Raw genomic sequence first — 20,606 nt, forward strand, 5'->3', positions numbered from 1 at the left:
TCAAAGACTGTTCGCAAGTTTTGCCCCTGCCGGGCGGCAGCTTTTCGAGGCCGGGTCTCGGCCCGGCAGCCGACTGCCCTTTCTTGATTCGCCAAGAAAGGTCAGATCAAAGAAGGCGACCCGGTACGACTCACACTCATAGGTGACACATCAGTACAAGGACATGGGTAACAGATCCAAGCTTGGCAGCTGGAGCCAACAGCAGCCAAGGAGCGATCACCATGCCCTGGAAGGAGTGCGCACCCATGGACGAGAAACTGCTCTTCATAGCCGACCACCTGCGCGGTGGTGCGCCGCTGAGCGAGCTGTGCAGGCGCTACGGCATCAGCCGCAAGACGGCCTACAAGTGGGTTGAGCGTTACCGCCAACTGGGCATGGATGGATTGCAAGAACGCAGTCGCAGGCCCCACGGGAACAATCAGGCGATCAGCTATGCACAGCGCCGGGCCATCATTGAGCTGCGCACGCAGCAAAGGTCACAGATGGGGCCCAAGAAGCTGCACGCTTTGCTCCTGCAGCGCTGGGGCCCACAGGAGACACCCAGCAAAACCACCATCTACAACGTGCTGAAGGCTGAGGGGCTTGTTTGCAGCAGGCGTGTACGCAGACGCTCGGTGCCTACGGCCCAGCCCTTGCGAACGAGCAAGCAGCCCAATGGGGTGTGGAGTGCAGACTACAAAGGCCAGTTCAAGACAGCCGATGGTCACTGGTGCTATCCATTGACCATCATGGACCACGCCAGCCGCTATTTGCTGGCCGTGCATGTCTACGACAGCCCCAACTACGAGGATGCCAAACGCAGCTTCGAACAGGTGTTTCGGCAATACGGACTGCCCGAGCGCATACGCAGTGACAACGGTCCGCCGTTCGCGACTACTGGCGTGGCGGGCCTGTCACGCCTGGCGATATGGTGGATAAGGCTGGGCATCAGGCCGGAGCGCATCGAGAGGGGCAAGCCACAGCAAAACGGTCGCCACGAGCGGATGCACCGCACGCTCAAGCATGCCCTGGGCAAAGAGCCTGCGGCGGACAAAGCGGCATTGCAGATGCAGCTCGATGCCTTTGTGGAGCACTACAACCAGCAGCGCCCGCATGAGGCCTTGCAGCAAAGCATGCCGGCCCAGCATTACAGCGACTCGACCAGGCCATACCCCTCAAAGCTACCCGAGCTGCAGTACCCGAAGCATTGGGAAAGGGTTCGGGTCAGCCACAACGGCTTGATCTACTGGCGAGCGCTGCGGGTCTACATAGGCTACCTGCTGGCGGGGCAGTGGATCGGGATGCAGGAGGTGGCCGCTGGCCAGTGGGATGTGTATCTGGGGCCGGTGCGACTGGGCTGCTTCAACGAAGAGGATGTGCGAGGACCCCAGAAGGACTATGTGAGCTTGAAGTGTTACCCATGTCTGTGAGCTGAGTTGTTACCCATGTCCTTGACACGTACAACCCCGGATGTCCGCGACCCTCCGCTTCGCTGCGGGCAACCTGCGTCATGGCGGTTGCGGGGTTCGCTGCGGAACTCGCTTTGCGCTTCGCGCGCCGCTCAAACAACCGCAGCGAGTCAGATCACGAAGCAGTCCTGTCCTTCGGCAGGACTGCAACCCCGCAACCACCACGCCGCAGGCGCTGACATACGGGGAGCCGTGACGGGCCTTTGCTTCGCTCGGCCTCTGGTTTTAAGCAGCCAAGTTCACTCATGAAGCTGGCTGTGCCGACTGTGGAAGACGCATCAATCTCACTACAAAAAAAGGCCCCGGAGAAAATCCCGGGGCCTCAAAACCGATGCCAGCCCGCGCTGCAGCGGACCAGGCATCGTGCACAACAACTGCGCTGTACTCGTGAATCAATCCATCCAACTGGCCCTTCAGCGCGGCACCAGGAACGTGCTGTGCGCCTGCTTGGAAAGCGCCGGATCACCCACCGCCGTGGCCGTGATCTCCACGCCGTGCGAGCCAGGGCCGGCCGCGCCATAGGGCGCCTGCAGCCGCACCACGACCCAGCGGTCCTGGGCCGCACCCACGTCCACCTCGGTCTCCGAAGCCACGCGCAGGCCTTCGATGCCCGAGGCCGACAGCACATAGCGCTGGTCCTGCTCCGTGGCATTGCCGATCTGCACGCGGTAGATGTTCTCGATCTGGCCGCCGGCCACGATGCGCGACAGCGTGCCCCGGTCGCGCACCACGTCCACCTTCAGCGGCGTGCGCAGCGCCAGGCTGGCCACCATGGCCGTGGAGATGGCCACCAGCGCCGTGCCGTAGATGAGCACGCGCGGGCGGAAGATGCGGCGCACCAGCTCGCTCTGGCGCCAGCCCCGGGCCACGCCGTTCTGCGTGGACAGGCGGATCAGCCCGCGCGGGTAGTGCATGCGGTCCATGACGCTGTTGCAGGCGTCGATGCACAGGCCGCAGCCGATGCACTCGTACTGCAGGCCGTCGCGTATGTCGATGCCCACCGGGCAGACCTGCACGCACAGCGTGCAGTCGATGCAGTCGCCCAGGCCCTGGGCCCGGTAGTCCACGCCCTTGTGGCGCGGGCCGCGCGATTCGCCGCGTGCGGTGTCGTAGGTGACGACCAGGGTGTCCTTGTCGAACATGGCGCTCTGGAAGCGCGCATAGGGGCACATGTGCTTGCAGACCTGCTCGCGCAGGAAGCCCGCGTTGCCGTAGGTGGCCAGCGCATAGAACAGCACCCAGAAGATCTGCCACGCGCCGGTCAGAGCCAGCACCTCGGGCAGCAGGCTGCGGATGGGCACGAAGTAGCCCACGAAGGTCAGCCCCGTCCACAGCGCAATCAGCAGCCACAGCGCATGCTTGCCGCCACGCCGCGCGATCTTCTCCGGACCCCAGCCGCTGGCATCCAGGCGCAGGCGTGCGCTGCGGTCGCCTTCGAGCCGGCGCTCCACCCACATGAACAGCTCGGTGTAGACCGTCTGCGGGCAGGAAAATCCGCACCACAGCCTCCCCGCCACCGTGGTGAACAGGAACAGCGCCAGCGCCGAGACGATGAGCAGCACGGCCAGGTAGATGAAATCCTGCGGATACAGCAGCCAGCCGAAGATGTAGAAGCGCCGCTGCTCCAGGTCGAACAGCAGGGCCTGCCGGCCGTGGATCTGCAGCCAGGGTATGCCGTAGAAGAACAGCTGCGTGAGCCAGACCATGGCCCAGCGCCAGTTGGCGAAGCGCCCCGAGATGGAGCGCGGCTGGATCTTGCGGCGTGACTCGAACAGCGGGGAATCCGCGCTGGCGTCGGCGATGGGAATCACCTTGCGCGGCGCGGGCCGCGGCCGGGGGGCTGCGGCGGTTTCATCGGGAAGCGGTTTCGGTCGTTCTGACATGCGGGGCCTTCGCCCCGGCCGGTGCGCCCGTGATGCGGGCTTGTCATGAATTGCCGGGGACTGCCTGGACTATGCCCAGCGCCCTGCTCCGCGGGTAGCAGCAGATGCGGTGAATTCGACCGTATCAGATGGAGCTTCAGGCCTGGGGAGCACGAAGACGCGGCACCGCCAGCCGCAACCCCCACGCCACCAGGCACAGCCCCAGCAGCGACGTCAGCGTGCCGATGCGCACATCGGCCTGGAGCACGCCCCAGCGGCTGAAGATCTCCGTCCAGTCATGGTCGCCGCCGCCCACCAGCGGCAGGACCTGGGCGCGCGCGTCCTTCATGTAGCGGGCCACGTTCATCAGGTTCTCGCCCAACCACATCAGCGAGGCGATCCAGCCCGTGCGCTGGCCCTGCCTGCGGAAATGGCGCATGAACAGGGCGGGGAACAGCAACTGGAACAGCGTGCCGCCGTAGACCGAGAGATGCTGCGAGAACAGGGCCACCAGCGGGTGCCCGGCCTCGTGCAGCGCGAGGTTGGCGTTGTCCAGCAGCATCAGCCAGCGGTCCTCGCTGAAGAAGTGGCCCCAGATGATCCAGGCGCCGAAAGCCGTCAGCGCGATGGCGGCAGGGCGTGTGACCGGCGTCCATTCGACCGGGTCGTCGAAATCGTCGAGGTCGGCGCCGCGCTTCATGGCGCCAGCAACGCCGTTGCGTTCAAAGGGCATGCCAGCGGCTTGGCGGGGTACATGCGAGGTCGGCAAAAAGGGGCAGGCGCAGGATGCATGGCGGCAGTGTTCCGGAGAGTGGGAGGAAGATAGCAGGTTGCACCGGCACCGGGCTGCCGCGTTGCAATCCATCCCGGACAGGTTCTGGCAAAGTCGGGCATCCGCATCTTCAAGCCAAGGAACATCCACACCATGAACCTGCGCCCCTTATTGCATGAGCTTGTCCGCCAGCATGGCCTGGACCGCAAGGCCGCCGTGCAGCTGTTTGCACTGGCGGGATTCGAGCAGGAACCGGCCGCCCTCAGAACCCGCCTGTGGCCCGTGGTGGCCTTGCTGGGCGCGGCGCTGGGCGGGCTGGGCATCGTGCTGTGGATTGCCGCCAATTGGGAGAGCATGGGCCGCATGCAGCGCTTTGCCCTGCTGCAGGGCTTCGTGCTCGTGATGTGTCTTGGCGCGGCATGGCGCGCGGCGGCGCGCGTGCCGCTGTCCGTGCTGGCGCTGCTGGGCACGGGTGCGCTGTTCGCCTTTTTCGGGCAGACCTACCAGACGGGAGCGGACCCCTGGCAGCTGTTTGCGCTGTGGGCAGCGCTGACCCTGCCGCTGGCCCTGGCGGCGCGCAGCGATGGCGTCTGGGTGCCCTGGGTGGTGGTTGCCATGACGGGCATCGCGCTGTGGGCGCAGGCCCATACGCCGCAGTTCTGGGAGGTGGAGTCGCGCGACCTGGGCGTGCATGCCGTGGCCCTGGGCGCCGCCCTTGCCGTCACCGCAGTCATGGCACCGGCCCTGCGGCGCTTCACGGGCGCGGGGCTGTGGGCCTTGCGCGGCGCGGGCGCGCTGGCGCTGGCGATGATCACCTCCACCGCCATCAGCGGGCTGTTCCACAGCACGGTGGCGCCGCAGTACCCGCTGGGGCTGGTGCTGCTGGCAGGCGCGGCGGCGCTGGCGGGCCTGCGCAGGCATTTCGACATCTTCCTGCTCAGCGGTGCGGCGCTGGGCCTGAACGTGCTGCTGGTGTGCGGCCTGGTCTATCTGCTGCTGGAAAAACTGGGGGCGGACTTCACGGGCATGCTGCTGCTCGTCGGCCTGGGCGCTGCGTGCCTGCTGGCGGCCACGGTCAGCCTGGTGCTTCGAATGTCCCGCAACGCGGAAGGAGGCCTTCAATGAGCCACGAACACGACACCCTGCTGCGCCAGGCCGTGGACCAGGGCATCCTGCCGCCTGCCGCCTTGCAGGACCGCCGCCCTGCCGCCAACGACCGCCATTGGGCGGTGGTGCTGCTCACGGCGCTGGGCGCCTGGCTGGCCCTTCTTCCCTTGCTGATTCTGTTTGCGTTTGCCCTGTCCGACTGGATAGAGCGCGGCGCCGGCACCTATGTGATCGGCGCCATGATGCTGGCCGCAGCCGTGGCCGTGCTGCGCGCCGAGGAGCTGCCCGTCTTCCTGGAGCAGCTGGCCCTGCCTGCCATGCTGACCGGCGCCGGCCTGCTGGGCTTTGGCCTGGCGCGCGACCTGTCGGGGCAGGCTGCGGCCGCGATAGGCCTGGCCATTGCGCTGGCCTGCACGGCCGCCATTGCAAGGCCCTGGCTGCGCGTGCTGCTGGGCGCCGCCTGCGCGCTGCTGTTTTGCACCATGCTCTGGCCGGACAACGATCCATCCACCCTGTACGCAGGCCTGCCGACCTGGGTCATCGTGCATGCGGCGCTGCTGCTCTGGATGCTGCTGCTGGCAGCCCAGTGGCGCGCGCTGGGGCAGTCTGCGGCACAGACCCGCATGGCGGCGGCGCTGGAGCCCTTTGCCACGGGCTGGCTGCTGGCGGTGCTGGCTGGCCTGGCCTTTCTGTCCGGCAGGAGCTTCATGGTGGCCGGCGTGCTGGGCGGCGGCCTGGCGGGCGAGCTGGCGCAGGAAGCCGCCCCGAACATCTCCATGGGCGTACTGACGCAGGCCGGCTCGGCCGTGCTGGCCCTGGCAGCCGCCTGGTTCGCCCAGCGCGCATGGCCCACGCTGCGGCAGCCGCGCGCCGCCGTGGCTGCCGTGGTGCTGGCCGTGCTGAGTGCCTTCCTGCCCTGGCTGGGCGCCTGCCTGCTGGCGCTGGCGGTGACCGGCACCAGCGGCCGCTGGCGGCAGGCCGCAGCGGCCGCCCTGGCTGCGGCCTGGATCGTGGGCAGCTTCTACTACCAGCTGGCCTGGCCACTGGCCACCAAGGCCCTGGTGCTGGCCGGCTGCGGCGCCTTGCTGGGCCTGCTGGCCTGGGCAGGGCCGCGCGCCGCATCCCTGCCAGGCAGCGCGGAGACCGCCGCCGCATCGGGCGCCGTGCCCCTGCAGCGCTGGGCGCCGTGGCTGGTGGTGCTGACGGCGGCCTGCACGCTGGCGGTGGCCAATATCGGCATTGCGCAGAAGGAGCGCACCATCGCCCAGGGCCGCAAGGTGTTCGTGGAACTGGCGCCGGTGGACCCGCGCTCCCTGATGCAGGGCGACTACATGCGCCTGAACTTCCGCCTGCCTTCCGAGGACAGGGACGTGGAGAAAGAGAACCTGCGCAGCGGACGCCTCTACGCCATCGGCACGCTCGATGAACAGGGCGTGGTGCAGTGGCTGCGCACCGGCACGGCCAGCGAGCCGCTGGCGCCCGGCGAACAGCGCTTTGAACTCACCCCGCGCGGCGGCCGGTGGACGCTGGTGACCGATGCCTGGTACTTCCGCGAAGGCGATGGCCAGCGCTGGGAACAGGCCCGCTACGGCGAGTTCCGCGTGGAGCCCGACGGGCGTGCGCTGCTGGTGGGCATGGCTGACGCGCAACTGCGCCCCATCGTCCCCTGAGCGCACCACGCAAATCACTCGAAACTGTCGCCCTCGGCCAGCGGCGCATGCCGGTAGCTGGCCGGCGTGCGGCTGAGCTTGACGGGCGCGCCCAGGCCCCGGTAGCCGCCCTCCATCTCCACCACCATCTCGCGGTGCAGGGTATGCGGGTGGTTGAGCGCCGCGTCCACGCCCAGCACGGGTGCGGCGGGCACGCCGATGGCCATCAGCGCATCGGCCAGCGCGGGGCCGTCGCAGGACTGCAGGGCCTGCTCCAGCAGCGGCTTGAGCGCATCGCGGTGGTGGGAACGCTGGCCGGCCGTGGCAAAGCGCTCGTCGGCCACCAGTTGCGGGCATCCCAGGTGCTCGCACAGCAGGCGGAACTGGCGGTCGTTGCCCACGGCCAGGAAGACCGGCGTGGTGCCCGTGGCAAAGCTGTCGTAGGGATAGATGTTGGGATGGGCGTTGCCCGAGCGCCCTGGCGTCCTGCCGCTCATGAACCAGTTGCCCGCATGCGGGTGCAGCAGCGAGATGCCGCTGTCGTACAGCGAGACATCGACCAGCTGGCCCAGGCCGCTGCGCTGGCGCTCCTGCAGCGCCAGCAGCACGCCGATGACGCCGTTCATGCCCGTGACCATGTCCACCACCGGCAGGCCCACGCGCAGCGGATCGCCGCCGGCCTCGCCGTTGACGCTCATCAGCCCCGTCATGGCCTGGATGGCCGCGTCATAGCCGGGCCAGGCACCCAGCGGACCATCGGCGCCGAAGCCGCTGACGCGGCACCAGATGAGGCGCGGAAAGCGCTCGCGCAGCTGCTCCCAGCCAATGCCCCATTTCTCCATGGTGCCGATCTTGAAGTTCTCCACCACCACGTCGGCCTGCTCCATCAGCGCCAGCACGGCCTGCTGGCCTTCGGGCTGGGACAGGTCCAGGAACTGCAGCCGCTTGTTGCGGTTCAGGCCCCGGTAGTAGGAGGACACACCGTCCTGGAACGGCGGCCCCCAGGCGCGCGTATCGTCGCCCTGCGGCGGCTCCACCTTGAGCACGTCGGCGCCGTGGTCGCCCAGGATCTGGCCGCACAGCGGGCCACCAAGAATGCGGGAGAGGTCGAGGACACGGATGCCCTGGAGCGCTCCCGCGCGTTGATTTGTGTTCATGGGGATACTCTCGTCAGTCGAGCTTCGCGCCGGAGGCATCGACCACGGCCTTCCATTTCGTGACCTCCTGCGCGATGAAGGTCGACAGCCCCGCTGGCGAAAGATCGGAAGCCGGCTCCAGCCCCTGGTCGGCAAAGGTCTTGCGGATGCGCTCGCTGCTCAGGGCCTTGCGGAAGGACGCGTTCAGCGTCTCGATGCGGTCGGCCGGCGTGCCGGCCGGCGCCACCACGCCGAAGAACACGCTCACGTCGTAGCCGGGCAGGCCCTGCTCGGCGATGGTGGGGATGTCGGGCATGGCCTGGGAGCGCTTTTCCGTGGCCACGCCAATGGCCTTGAACTTGCCGGCCTTGATGTAGGGCATGGCCGTGAGGATGTCGGTGAAGGTCATGTTCACCTGCCCCGCCAGCAGGTCGTTGAGCGCCGGGCCCGTGCCCTTGTAGGGGATGTGCTGCAGCGAGGTGCCGGCCATCTTGTTGAACAGCACGCCGGCCAGGTGCGAGGAGGCACCGTTGCCCGAGGATGCATAGTCCAGGCTGCCCGGCTTGGCCTTGTCCTGCGCGATCAGCTCCTGCACGGTGGTGGCCTTGGTGGCCGGGTTCACCACCAGCACATTGGGCAGGTGGCCCACGCGGATGATGGGCGCGAAGCTGGTCTGCGGGTCGTAGTTGATCTTGCGGTACAGGTGCTTGTTGATGGCCAGCGGCCCCGAGGTGCCGAACATGATGGTGTAGCCGTCCGGCCTGGCGCGGGCCACGAAGTCGGCGCCGATGTTGCCGCCTGCGCCGGCCTTGTTCTCCACGATCACGCTCTGGCCCAGCGTCTCGGTCAGCGCCGTGGCCAGCACGCGTGCCATGGCGTCTGTAGGCCCGCCGGGCGGGAAGGGAACGACAAAGCTGATGGGCCGCTCGGGAAAACGCTCGGCCAGGGCGGCGGCCGGCAGCGCGGCGGTGGCGGCGAGCGCACAGGCGCACAGGAATCGGCGTTTCTGGAAGGACGGCTTCGGGTCAGTGCAAGGCATGGTGTTTGTCTCCGGTACTTGTGTGGTCATCCCTGTGGACGGGATGTGTGTTCTGGGTCGGTGCGGTCGATGGGCTCAGCGTGTCCAGCCTTCGGGCAGGTCGCCTGCCGCCAGCGGGTCGCGCGGCAGCACGCGGTGCAGCAGCACCAGCTGGGCCCAGCGCATGCGCTCGGCGCTGCCGGTGTACGAGGCCTCCCAGGCCATGGCCGTGGCCGTGAAGCAGTGGTACAGGCCCGAGGCGGCGGCGCGCGCCAGGCGGTCACCGCCCTCCTCGGCCGCGCGCAGGGCCAGGGCCGCAGCCTTGTCCATGCTGGCCGACAGCGCGGCCTTGAATTCCGTGGCCGCCTCGGTCTGGGCCAGCAGCTGGGCCGCGTGGTCGCACAGCACGGGCAGCGAGCCTTCTCGCTTGATGGCGCGGATCACGTCCAGCGCCACGATGTTGCTGGTGCCTTCCCAGATCGATCCCAGGTGGGAGTCGCGCACCAGGCGCGGATCGCTCCATTCCTCGATGTAGCCGCATCCGCCGCGCACCTCCATGGCATCGCCCGTGACCTTGCGCGCGTCGCGGCAGGCGCGGAACTTGATCATGGGCGTGAGGATGCGCAGCAGCGCGTAGGCGCCGTCTTCGCCTGCGTCCGAACGCTGCAGCGCCTGGGCCGTCTGCAGCACCATGGTGCGGGCCTGCTCGGAGTAGATGCGCAGCTTGTCGAGCTGGCGCTGCATCAGCGGCATGTCCTGCAGGGCCTTGCCGAAGGCGCGGCGCTCGCGCGCCACGTACTCGGCCTCGGCCACGGCACGGCGCATCAGCCCGGCCGAGCGCACGCCGTTGGACAGGCGCGAGTTGTTGACCATGTCGGCCATCTGCACGAAGCCCCGGCCCTGCTCGCCCACCAGGTAGGCGACGGCGCCGTCGAGCACGATCTCGCCGCTGGCCATGGAGCGCGTGCCCAGCTTGTGCTTGAGCCGCACGATGCGGTAGTGGTTGGCCGAGCCGTCATCGAGCCGGCGCGGCAGCAGGAACAGCGAGATGCCCTTCATGCCCGCGGGCGCGCCTTCCACGCGCGCCAGCACCATGGCGAAGTCGGCATCGGGGTTGGAGCAGAACCACTTGTCGCCCGACAGGCGCCAGCTGCCGTCGGCGGCCGGGCGGGCCAGCGTCTGGGTGTTGGAGATGTCCGAGCCGGCCGCCTGCTCGGTCATGAACATGGCGCCCTGGGCCTGGTCCTCGAAGCGCAGCTGCGTCATGCGCGGCCAGTACTTTTCGACCAGGGCCGGCTCGCCGTACTTGCGCAGCGTGCGCGCCAGCGAGTCCGTCATGGACAGCGGGCAGCACAGGCCGAACTCGGCCTGCACGAACAGATAGGTCAGCGCGTACTTGGCCAGCGGCGGCAGCTTGCCATCCCAGCCCAGCACGCCCGTGCGGTGCGACATGACGGCCAGGCCGAACTCGCCATAGGCAATGCGCTCCATCTCCACATAGGCCGGGTGCTTGACGATGCGCTGCGCATCGCGCCCCGTGCGGTCGCGGTGCTCCAGCTCGGGCGGATTGCGGTCGGCGGTCAGCGCCCATTCATCGATCTCGCGGCCGGCCAGCGCGCCCATGCGCTCCAGATAGGGCTGCAGGTGCGCGTTCACCTCGGGCGGCAAGTACAGCGCCAGCAGCGGCTGCAACTGCGAATCGGTGGTGTACAGGTTGCTGCCGTGGCGGTCGGGCACGGCCTGGAAAGCCTGGGCGGGGGAAGACTGCATGGCGGCCAGCGCCTGCGGTTCGGGGTTCATGGTCTGTCTCCTGTGCGGGAACCTGGCCCGGGCGCATGGGCTCCGGGTCTTGGGGATGCCCCCATTCTTGGAAACAGTCCTATTCGAGTCAAATATCGATAACGTATTGATCAATAGTCAAACCGGATAGAACGCCATGGAGCTGAGACAACTGAGGTACTTTCTGGTGCTGGCCGAGGAGCTGCACTTCAGCCGCGCAGCCCAGCGCCTGTCCATCTCCCAGCCGCCGCTGAGCGTGGCCATCCGCCAGCTGGAGGAAGAATTGGGCGCCCAGCTTTTCGAGCGCACCAGCAAGGAGGTGCGGCTCACGGCCGCCGGCAAGCACCTGCGCGTGCAGGCCCAGGACATCATGGAACAGGCCCAGCGCGTGCGCCAGGACATGCGCGCCATCGCCGACGGCGTGCAGGGCCGCATCCGGCTGGGCTTTGTGGGTTCGGCCATCTACCGCGGGCTGCCCGAGGCGCTGGAGAGCTTTCGCGCCCGGCACCCGCTGGTGCGCATCGACATGCTGGAGCTCAACAGCGCAGAGCAGATCGCCTCCCTGCAGCAGGAACGCCTGGACCTGGGCCTGCTGCACGCCACGCGCCCCGCGCCAGGCCTGCAATCACACACCCTGGTGAGCGAGCCGTTCATGGCCTGCCTGCCGGACAGCCACGCGCTGGCCGGACTGCGCAGGCTGCAGGTGCGCCAGCTGGCGGGCGAACGCATGGTGCTGTTCTCGCGCCAGGTCTCGCCCGACTACCACCAGCAGATATGGCAGATCTGCCAGAGCGAAGGCTTCACGCCCGACCTGCACCATGAGGTAAGGCACTGGCTGTCCGTGCTGTCCCTGGTTTCGCTGCGTCAGGGCGTGTCCCTGGTGCCGGCCTGCCTGCAGCGCGTGGGCTTCCCGGGGCTGGCCTTCGTGCCCATCCAGGGCCGGCACCCGCAGTCGCAGATGCAGGCCATGTGGCACCCGGGCCATGTGCAGCCCCTGGTCGAATCGCTGCTGGCCCACCTGCGCGACAGCGTGGGCAGGCTGGGACAGCAGCCCTAAACGCCACACCCTTGCTCAGTTCACTCTGTCCAAAACCGGCGTGACCCAGAAGCGAGGGACACCGAGCAAGGGCCGCCCCGCCGCCAGGGTGTCGTCCCCCTTGCAGGGGGAAGCCGCATAGCGGCTCAGGGGGTTTCCAACTTCATTCCAGGAGCTGCCTGAGAACGTACGGCAGGATGCCGCCGTGCCGGTAGTAGTCCACCTCGATGGGCGTGTCGATGCGCAGCTTGACCACCACGGTCTGCTTGCTGCCATCGGCACGCGTGATCACCAGCTGGGCCTCGCTTTGCGGTGCCAGGTCGGCGGCGGGAATCACTTCCACGAACTCCTCGCCCGTCAGGCCCAGGGTCTGCCAGCTGTCCGTGCCCAGGAACTGCAGCGGCAGCACGCCCATGCCCACCAGGTTGGAGCGGTGGATGCGCTCGAAGCTGCGCGCCACCACGGCCTTGATGCCCAGCAGCTGCGTGCCCTTGGCGGCCCAGTCGCGGCTCGATCCCGTGCCGTATTCCTCGCCCGCGAAGATCACGGTGGCACGGCCTTCGGCCTGGTACTTCATGGCCGCGTCGTAGATGGGCATCTTGGTGACCTGGCCCGTGCCGTCGCGGTACAGCGTCAGGCCGCCCTCCTCGCGCGAGCCATCGGCCTGCGCCGGAATCATCAGGTTCTTGATGCGCACGTTAGCAAAGGTGCCGCGCATCATCACCTCATGGTTGCCGCGCCGCGAGCCGTAGCTGTTGAAGTCGGCCTTTTGCACGCCGTGGGCCAGCAGCCACTGGCCTGCGGGCGAGCTTTCCTTGATGGAGCCGGCCGGCGAGATGTGGTCGGTGGTGATGGAGTCGCCGAACAGCGCCATCACGCGCGCGCCGTGCACCACGTAGGGGTTGGAGCCTTCGGCGCCGGCAGCACCGGCGGCACCGGCAGCAGGCGCGTCCAGCTGGAGCCGGAAATCATCGAAGAACGGCGGCTCGGCAATGTAGGTGCTCTCGGGCCAGGTATAGGTGGCGCCCGTCACGCCGTGGATCTTTTCCCAGAGCTTGCCGGGCTCGGAGCGCACCTTCTCGTAGTTCTCGCGGAAGGCCTTGCCGTTCATGGCGTACTTCATCAGCGCGTGGATCTCTTCGCTGGTCGGCCAGATGTCGCCCAGGTAGATGTCACGGCCGTTCTTGCCCTGGCCCACGGGCTCGGTCATCAGGTCACGGCGCACCGTGCCGGCAATGGCATAGGCCACGACCAGGGGCGGGCTGGCCAGGAAGTTGGCCTTGATGTTGGGGTGGATGCGCGCCTCGAAGTTGCGGTTGCCCGACAGCACGGCCGCGCAGACCAGGTCGTTGCTGGTGATAGCCTCGTTGAGCTCCGGCGTGAGGTCGCCCGCGTTGCCGATGCAGGTGGTGCAGCCGTAGCCGGCCAGCGCAAAGCCCAGCTTTTCCAGGTAGGGCAGCAGGCCGGCTTCGGTCAAATACTCGGTCACCACGCGCGAGCCAGGCGCCAGAGAGGTCTTGATGTGCGGCTGCACCGTGAGCCCGGCCTTCACCGCCTTCTTGGCCAGCAGGCCGGCGGCCAGCATCACGCTGGGGTTGGAGGTGTTGGTGCAGCTGGTGATGGCGGCAATCAGCACGTCGCCGTTGGCGATGCTCAGGCGCTTGGGCGGCGTGGGGGCATCGACCGGCGCCTCGCTGTGGGCGGCCTCCAGCTTGGGCTTGTTGGCCTCCATCTCGGCCAGCGAGCGCTGCGCGCCGGGCGGATGGGCCGGCGTCTCGGGAGCCACCTCGCCCTCGCCGCCACCGCCTACGGGAAAGCTCCGGCCCAGCCGTTCGATCGGCTGGTTGAACCCGTTGTGCGCCGCAGGGGCACTGAACAGCTCATCGAACTTGGACGACACATTGCCCAGCTCGATGCGGTCCTGCGGGCGCTTGGGTCCGGCCAGGCTGGGCGCCACCGTACCCAGGTCCAGGCGCACCACATGCGAGTAGTCGATCTCGCCGGCGGCCGGCACGCCGAACAGTTCCTGTGCGCGGAAATAGCCCTCGAAGGCCTCGATCTCGGCCTTGCTGCGGCCCGTGCCCTTGAAGTAGTCGATGGTCTTTTCATCGACGGGGAAAAAGCCCATGGTGGCGCCGTACTCGGGCGCCATGTTGCCGATGGTGGCGCGGTCGGGCAGCGCCAGGGTGCGCGTGCCTTCGCCGAAGAACTCCACGAACTTGCCCACCACCTTCTCGCGGCGCAGGATCTCGGTCACCGACAGCACCAGGTCGGTGGCCGTCACGCCCTCGCGCAGCTGGCCCGACAGCTCGAAGCCCACCACATCGGGCGTGAGGAAGTACACGGGCTGGCCCAGCATGGCCGCCTCGGCCTCGATGCCGCCCACGCCCCAGCCCACCACGCCGATGCCGTTGATCATGGTCGTGTGGCTGTCCGTGCCCACCAGGGTGTCGGGGTAGTGCACGCCGTCCTTGGTCTTGTGCACGCCGCGCGCCAAGTACTCCAGGTTCACCTGGTGGACGATGCCGAAGCCCGGCGGCACCACGCCGAAGGTGTCGAAGGCCTGCATGCCCCACTTCATGAACTGGTAGCGCTCCTTGTTGCGCTGGAACTCCAGCTTCATGTTCAGGTCCAGCGCCTTCTTGGTGCCGAAGTAGTCCACCATGATGGAGTGGTCCACCACCAGGTCCACGGGCACCAGCGGCTCGATGGACTTGGGCTTCTTGCCCAGCCTGGCGGCCGTGCTGCGCATGGCGGCCAGGTCGGCCAGCAGCGGCACGCCCGTGAAATCCTGCAGCACCACGCGCGATACCACGAAGGGGATCTCGTCCACCCGCTCGGCCTGGGGCTTCCAGTTCGCCAGCTGCTCCACATGCTCGCGCGTCACCTTGTTGCCATCGCAGTTGCGCAGCACGGACTCCAGCACGATGCGCAGCGACACGGGCAATCGCCGGACCTGTGGATATTGCCTTGCCAGTTCAGGCAGGGAAAAGAACTTGCCCTTCTTGCCCCCCGCCGCAGCAAAGGACTTGAGGGTGTTTTCATATTCGTGGCGCATCGTGAGACTCCTGGATGAAACTCTGGGAAGGCACATGCGCGCCGCCTTTTCCGGGCTGCTGGGCATGCACCAAGACTCTGATTTCCATTGTGCCCAGAAGTGCCCGCGGATGCTGTGGTCCATTGGCGATAGTCACACGCGGACAACGCTGTCCGCGCGGAAAAAGCGGCAGGCTTTCACAGGGCTGTCATCGGACCGGCCAGCGAAGCCCTGCTGCGCCACAACCCCGCGCACTGCAGATCGCCCAGCGCCACGCCGATGGCCGCCTGGCCCAGCACCCATGCCCAGCCTGCGGGCGCAGGCTCCAGCACGCCGCTGTACAGCACAACCCCGCAGGCCAGGGCCCAGCCGAAGTTGCCGAACACGGCAATGGCCACCAGCCCCCGGCTGCGCGGCATGCGGCACGCGCCCCAGCCAGCCACGCAGGCCCAGGCCAGCAAGAAGCACCCCGTGCCCAGCAGCAGCGCCTGCGGCAACCCCGTGACAACGGCCAGTGGCTGCGCGAAGGCCAGTTGCACCGCACCCGCGGCGGCGCAGCAGATGGCGTCGGCCCACAGGGTGCGGGGCAGGAAACGGGCATGGGAAAACATCGGCATCAGCACTCCTTGTGGATTGCCGGGCATGCACCTCGCAAGCCGGCCCTGCCGATGCTCCGCCGCCACCGCCCCCCGCGTCCATGACCTGCCAGGTCATGCCAGCCCCGCTGGAGCAACTCCAGTCGCTATGCCACAATCCGCACCAGCCCCCTGTCACGGGGCCGGTGCTTGAAAACACCTTTGAAGAATAGCGGAGCGGCCTCCCCGATAGCGAGGCCTTGTCACGTCTGATTTGCTTGGATCGTGGGCGCTTGCCTGCATCCGAACGGTTTGGGACGGGATGGGGCTCACCGCAAGGCTGCCCGCACGACTATTCTCGTGTTTTCAACATCCCGTCCACCATTGCTGTGCTTGAAAACCCGGCCTGGTGGTTCAGTCTCGAATAGGAGCACGGAACCATGTACATCGCATCCATCTCGATGGCCCGCCTCACCTTTGCACGGAGAGCCGAGCCATGACACCCAGACCCCCACCCAGCGCCGAGCATTTCACCCAGGTCGTGACCGAGGTGGACCGCCTGGTGCAGCAAGGCTGTGCCGAAATCTCGGCACTCTCCCGCATGGCCCTGCTGTGGCTGGAAACGCCCGAGACCAGCAACCACCTGGAGGTGCTCGCCAGCGCCCTGCGCACCATCCGCAACAGCGCCGACATGCTGGCCAGCGAAACCAGCGGCGAAGTCGTCGCCGTGGGCTGCTCCCTCCACGTCAAAAGCAGCGCCCCCCCCTGAACCGGGCCGAGCGCAGCAAAGGCCCGCACCAGCGCCCGCGTCGGGCCGCCTGCGGGGTTGCAGTCCTGCCGAAGGACAGGACTGCCTCGTCATCTGACTCGCCGTGATTGTCTGAACGTAGCGCGCAGCGCGAAGTGAGTTTCACGGCGAACCCCGCAGGCGGCCCGACGCAGGTTGCCCCGCAGCGCAGCGAAGGGGTCGCGGGCATTCGGGTCGTCTTTCTTTGGCCTACCTTTCTTCGGCCGGCGTACCGGTGACGAATCAAAGAAAGGTAGGTCGGCCGCCGGGCCGAGACCCGGCCTCGAAAAAACACCCCCCGGCAGGGCCAGAAACAGTCCCTCACCCGACAACCACGGACCGCGCAGCGCCAACCACATCCCGCGTGCGCCTCAACCCAGTCCACTGCAACTCAGCCAACACCACAACCACCAACGCCTGAGCCAACACCCACGCCACCCCCCAGGCAGACAACCCCAACCCACCAAACGCCAACAGCGCAACACAGCCCGCAGCCCACCCGAAATTCCCCACAACCACCAGCCCGATCAACCGCCGCGGCACAGGCGAGCGCGCCGCCATCCACGCAGCCAGCAGCGCATAGCCCAGCAAAAACCAGCCTGTGGACTGCAGCAGCGCCAGAGGCAACCCCGTCACATCCGACAGCGGCTGCCCCGCCACCAGTTGCAAGGCGCCCGAGGCGGCGCAGGAAGCAGCATCGGCCCACATCACGCGGGGCAGGAAACGGGGGGAAGCGAACATCGACATGGCGAACTCCTTGAGAGCAACAGGCACACACCGTGCATGCCATGGACTGCATGGTCCGCCGCAGGCTGCACAGGGTCGATAACCTCGCAGGTCATGGCCGCCACGCCAGCCCCGCCGCTACGATGCGGACCATGACCTCCACCGCCCATCCACCGTCCGCGCGCTCGCCCTTCGGCGACCATCTGCGCCACTGGCGCCAGCACCGCCGCCTGAGCCAGCAGGGCCTGGCGCTGGAGGCCGAGATCTCCACGCGCCACCTGAGCTATGTGGAAACCGGCCGCGCCCAGCCCAGCCGCGAGATGGTGCTGCGCCTGGTGGAGCGCCTGGGCGTGCCGCTGCGCGAGCGCAACGCGCTGCTGGTGGCCGCAGGCTATGCGCCCATGTACCAGGCCCGGCCGCTGGACCACCCTGACCTGGCCGCCGCGCGCCAGGCCGTGGACCTGGTGCTCAAGGGCCACGAACCCAATCCGGCCCTGGCCGTGGACCGTCACTGGAACCTGGTGGCCGCCAACGCCATCGTGCCGCTGCTGCTGGCCGGCGTGGCGCCCTGGCTGCTGGAGCCGCCCGTCAATGTGCTGCGCCTGAGCCTGCACCCCGAAGGCCTGGGCCCGCGCCTGGCCAATGCAGCCCATTGGCGCGCGCATCTGCTGCACCGCCTGCAACAGCAGATTGCCGCCACGTCGGATGCGCAGCTGCAGGCGCTGCACGACGAGATTGCCGCCTACCCGTTCAAGGAAGATGAAGCGGACTCACATGGCGCAGCACCTGCCAGCCACATTGCCGTGCCCTTCGCGCTGGACACCGACCATGGCCGGCTGAACTTCATCAGCACCATCACCATCTTCGGCACGCCGGTGGATGTGACACTGCAGGAGCTGGCCGTGGAGTCGTTCTTTCCGGCGGATGCGCAGACGCAGGAGGTGCTGGGACGGTTGAAGCAGACTGCGTAAACCGGAAAGTACAGAGCCAGAAAGCAGCAAAGCCCGCCGAAGCGGGCTTTGCTCATGGAGCCGGATCAGGCCGGACTCAGGCGCTCACGCCCTTGGCCACGTCCGCGTACTCTTCGATCTGGTCGAAGTTCATGTAGCGGTAGACGCTGGACTTGTCGGCATCGATCACGCCCATTTCCTTGAGGTATTCCTCCTTGGTGGGCAGCTTGCCAAGGCGCGATGCGATGGCGGCCAGCTCGGCCGAGCCCAGGAACACGTTGGTGTTCTTGCCCAGGCGGTTGGGGAAGTTGCGGGTCGAGGTGGAGATCACCGTCGCGCCTTCGCGGACCTGGGCCTGGTTGCCCATGCACAGCGAGCAGCCCGGCATTTCGGTGCGGGCACCGGCCGTGCCGAAGGCGGCGTAGTGGCCTTCCTTGATCAGCTCGTTCTGGTCCATCTTGGTGGGCGGAGCCACCCACAGCTTGACGGGGATGTCGCGCTGGCCGCCCAGCAGCTTGGCTGCTGCGCGGAAGTGGCCGATGTTGGTCATGCACGAACCGATGAAGGCTTCATCGATCTTGGTGCCGGCCACTTCGGACAGGAACTTGGCGTCATCGGGATCGTTGGGGCAGCAGACGATGGGTTCCTTGATGTCGGCCAGGTCGATCTCGAACACGGCAGCGTATTCGGCGTCCTTGTCGGCTTCGAGCAGGTCGGGCTTGGCCAGCCAGGCTTCGACCTTCTCGATGCGGCGCTGCAGCGTCTTGGCGTCGGCGTAGCCGTCGGCGATCATGTTCTTCATCAGAACGATGTTCGAGGTCAGGTACTCCTTGATCGGCTCGGGGTTGAGCTTGATCGTGCAGCCGGCAGCCGAGCGCTCGGCCGAGGCGTCGGACAGCTCGAAGGCCTGTTCCACCTTGAGGTCGGGCAGACCTTCGATTTCCAGGATGCGGCCCGAGAAGATGTTCTTCTTGCCGGCCTTGGCCACGGTCAGCGCGCCTGCCTTGATGGCGTACAGGGGAATGGCATGCACCAGGTCACGCAGGGTGACGCCGGGCTGCATTTCGCCCTTGAAGCGCACGAGCACGGACTCGGGCATGTCCAGGGGCATCACGCCTGTGGCGGCGCCGAAGGCCACCAGGCCGGAACCTGCAGGGAAGGAGATGCCGATGGGGAAGCGCGTGTGCGAGTCGCCGCCCGTGCCCACGGTGTCGGGCAGCAGCAGGCGGTTGAGCCAGGAGTGGATCACGCCGTCACCGGGACGCAGGGCCACGCCGCCGCGGTTGCTGATGAAGGCGGGCAGCTCGCGGTGGGTCTTGACGTCCACGGGCTTGGGGTAGGCGGCCGTGTGGCAGAAGGACTGCATGACCATGTCGGCCGAGAAGCCCAGGCAGGCCAGGTCCTTGAGCTCGTCGCGGGTCATGGGGCCGGTGGTGTCCTGCGAACCCACGGTGGTCATGCGCGGCTCGCAGTAGGTACCGGGGCGCACGCCCTGGCCTTCCGGCAGGCCGACGGCGCGGCCGACCATCTTCTGGGCCAGCGTGAAGCCGGCGTTCGAAGCAGCGGGCGCCTGAGGCAGGCGGAACACGGTGGAGGCAGACAGGCCCAGGAATTCGCGGGCCTTGGCGGTCAGCGAACGGCCGATGATCAGGTTGATGCGGCCGCCGGCGCGCACTTCGTCGAACAGCACGTCGCTCTTGAGCTGGAACTCGGCGACGGTCTCGCCGTTCTTGACCAGCTTGCCGTCATAGGGCAGCACGTCGATGACGTCGCCCATCTCCAGCTTGGAGACGTCCACTTCGATGGGCAGCGAGCCGGAGTCTTCCTGCGTGTTGAAGAAGATGGGGGCGATCTTGCCGCCCAGGGTCACGCCGCCGAAGCGCTTGTTGGGCACGAAGGGGATGTCCTGGCCCGTGGCCCAGACGATGGAGTTGGTGGCCGACTTGCGCGAGGAGCCGGTGCCGACCACGTCGCCCACGTAGGCGACCAGGTGGCCCTTCTTCTTGAGGTCGTCGATGAACTGCATCGGGCCGCGCTTGCCGTCTTCCTCGGGCTTGAAGGCCGCGTCGGGACGGGTGTTCTTGAGCATGGCCAGGTAGTGCAGCGGGATGTCCGGACGGCTCCAGGCATCGGGTGCAGGCGACAGGTCGTCGGTGTTGGTCTCACCGGGCACCTTGAAGACGGTGACGGTGATCTTCTTGTCCACTTCGGGGCGCGAGGTGAACCACTCGGCGTCAGCCCAGCTCTGCATGACTTCCTGGGCCTTGGCGTTGCCGGCCTTGGCCTTGGTGGCCACGTCGTTGAAGAAGTCGAACATCAGCAGCGTCTTCTTCAGCGCATCGGCAGCGACGCCGGCGACTTCGGCGTCGTCCAGCAGCTCGATCAGGGGGTGCACGTTGTAGCCGCCCACCATGGTGCCCAGCAGCTCGGTGGCCTTGGCCTTGGAGATGAGAGCCACCTGGATGTCACCGTGGGCCACGGCTGCCAGGAAGCTGGCCTTGACCTTGGCGGCATCGTCCACGCCCGGAGGAACGCGGTGCGTGAGCAGGTCGAGCAGGAAGGCGTCCTCGCCAGCGGGCGGGTTCTTGATCAGCTCGATCAGTTCGGCAACCTGCTTGGCATCCAGCGGCAGCGGGGGGATACCGAGCGCGGCGCGTTCGGCCACGTGGTCACGGTAGGCTTTCAACATGATTCTCTCTCCATGGTTTTCTAAAGTGGGGCTGC

15 protein-coding genes are annotated in these 20,606 nt (G+C 67.5%); 6 read left to right on the top strand and 9 right to left on the bottom strand.

Annotated elements, in window-relative coordinates:
- Positions 1-221: 221 nt before the first annotated feature.
- Positions 222-1,409, top strand: coding sequence for an IS481 family transposase (locus G4D77_RS06700; protein WP_012202818.1), 1,188 nt, complete (start codon positions 222-224; stop codon positions 1,407-1,409).
- Positions 1,410-1,861: 452 nt separating this feature from the next.
- On the opposite strand, the gene ccoG is transcribed toward G4D77_RS06700, so the two are convergent.
- Positions 1,862-3,331, bottom strand: coding sequence for a cytochrome c oxidase accessory protein CcoG (gene ccoG / locus G4D77_RS06705; RefSeq protein WP_016450216.1), 1,470 nt, complete (start codon positions 3,329-3,331; stop codon positions 1,862-1,864).
- A gap of 136 nt (positions 3,332-3,467) precedes the next feature.
- A complete protein-coding gene (locus G4D77_RS06710; RefSeq protein WP_034368158.1) occupies positions 3,468-4,043 on the bottom strand; it encodes a hypothetical protein in 576 nt (191 codons plus the stop codon).
- Positions 4,044-4,235: 192 nt separating this feature from the next.
- Here G4D77_RS06710 and G4D77_RS06715 point away from each other — a divergent pair, with 192 nt between their 5' ends.
- A complete protein-coding gene (locus tag G4D77_RS06715) occupies positions 4,236-5,207 on the top strand; it encodes a DUF2157 domain-containing protein (RefSeq protein WP_016453918.1) in 972 nt (323 codons plus the stop codon).
- Positions 5,204-6,859, top strand: a complete 1,656-nt coding sequence (locus G4D77_RS06720; protein WP_154834868.1) for a GDYXXLXY domain-containing protein — start codon at positions 5,204-5,206, stop codon at positions 6,857-6,859. Before G4D77_RS06715 ends, G4D77_RS06720 begins: the two co-directional genes overlap by 4 nt.
- 14 nt (positions 6,860-6,873) lie before the next feature.
- Here G4D77_RS06720 and G4D77_RS06725 read toward each other — a convergent pair whose 3' ends face one another.
- From G4D77_RS06725 to G4D77_RS06735, 3 genes are all read right to left on the bottom strand, one after another.
- Entirely contained in the window at positions 6,874-7,995 is a 1,122-nt protein-coding gene (locus G4D77_RS06725) for a CaiB/BaiF CoA transferase family protein (protein WP_154834869.1), read from the bottom strand.
- A 13-nt stretch (positions 7,996-8,008) separates the two neighbouring features.
- Positions 8,009-9,013, bottom strand: a complete 1,005-nt coding sequence (locus G4D77_RS06730; protein ID WP_154834870.1) for a Bug family tripartite tricarboxylate transporter substrate binding protein — start codon at positions 9,011-9,013, stop codon at positions 8,009-8,011.
- Between the two features lie 75 nt (positions 9,014-9,088).
- Entirely contained in the window at positions 9,089-10,792 is a 1,704-nt protein-coding gene (locus G4D77_RS06735; RefSeq protein WP_154834871.1) for an acyl-CoA dehydrogenase family protein, read from the bottom strand.
- Between the two features lie 136 nt (positions 10,793-10,928).
- On the opposite strand from G4D77_RS06735, the gene G4D77_RS06740 reads away from it, so the two are divergent.
- Entirely contained in the window at positions 10,929-11,828 is a 900-nt protein-coding gene (locus G4D77_RS06740) for a LysR substrate-binding domain-containing protein (RefSeq protein WP_154834872.1), read from the top strand.
- A 142-nt stretch (positions 11,829-11,970) separates the two neighbouring features.
- Here the strand turns inward: G4D77_RS06740 and G4D77_RS06745 are convergent, their stop codons facing one another.
- Both G4D77_RS06745 and G4D77_RS06750 read right to left on the bottom strand, forming a co-directional pair.
- Positions 11,971-14,865, bottom strand: a complete 2,895-nt coding sequence (locus G4D77_RS06745) for an aconitate hydratase (protein ID WP_154834874.1) — start codon at positions 14,863-14,865, stop codon at positions 11,971-11,973.
- Positions 14,866-15,041: 176 nt separating this feature from the next.
- The gene (locus G4D77_RS06750) at positions 15,042-15,461 is read right to left on the bottom strand and encodes a hypothetical protein (protein ID WP_154834875.1); all 420 of its coding nucleotides are present in this window, start codon (positions 15,459-15,461) and stop codon (positions 15,042-15,044) included.
- A gap of 454 nt (positions 15,462-15,915) precedes the next feature.
- On the opposite strand from G4D77_RS06750, the gene G4D77_RS06755 reads away from it, so the two are divergent.
- Positions 15,916-16,188 (top strand): hypothetical protein, encoded by a 273-nt coding sequence (locus tag G4D77_RS06755; RefSeq protein WP_154834876.1) that lies wholly within the window; start codon positions 15,916-15,918, stop codon positions 16,186-16,188.
- A gap of 339 nt (positions 16,189-16,527) precedes the next feature.
- Here the strand turns inward: G4D77_RS06755 and G4D77_RS06760 are convergent, their stop codons facing one another.
- Complete coding sequence (locus tag G4D77_RS06760) at positions 16,528-16,953, bottom strand: hypothetical protein (protein WP_154834877.1); 426 nt, start codon at positions 16,951-16,953, stop codon at positions 16,528-16,530.
- A 131-nt stretch (positions 16,954-17,084) separates the two neighbouring features.
- Here G4D77_RS06760 and G4D77_RS06765 point away from each other — a divergent pair, with 131 nt between their 5' ends.
- On the top strand, positions 17,085-17,903 hold the full coding sequence (locus tag G4D77_RS06765; RefSeq protein ID WP_016453928.1) for a helix-turn-helix domain-containing protein: 819 nt from the start codon (positions 17,085-17,087) through the stop codon (positions 17,901-17,903).
- A gap of 76 nt (positions 17,904-17,979) precedes the next feature.
- Here G4D77_RS06765 and acnB read toward each other — a convergent pair whose 3' ends face one another.
- The gene (acnB, locus tag G4D77_RS06770) at positions 17,980-20,571 is read right to left on the bottom strand and encodes a bifunctional aconitate hydratase 2/2-methylisocitrate dehydratase (protein ID WP_016450204.1); all 2,592 of its coding nucleotides are present in this window, start codon (positions 20,569-20,571) and stop codon (positions 17,980-17,982) included.
- Positions 20,572-20,606: the final 35 nt, after the last annotated feature.

It is taken from the genome of Delftia sp. WY8 (assembly GCF_018437695.1).
In the GTDB taxonomy this organism is placed as follows: domain Bacteria; phylum Pseudomonadota; class Gammaproteobacteria; order Burkholderiales; family Burkholderiaceae_C; genus Comamonas; species Comamonas tsuruhatensis.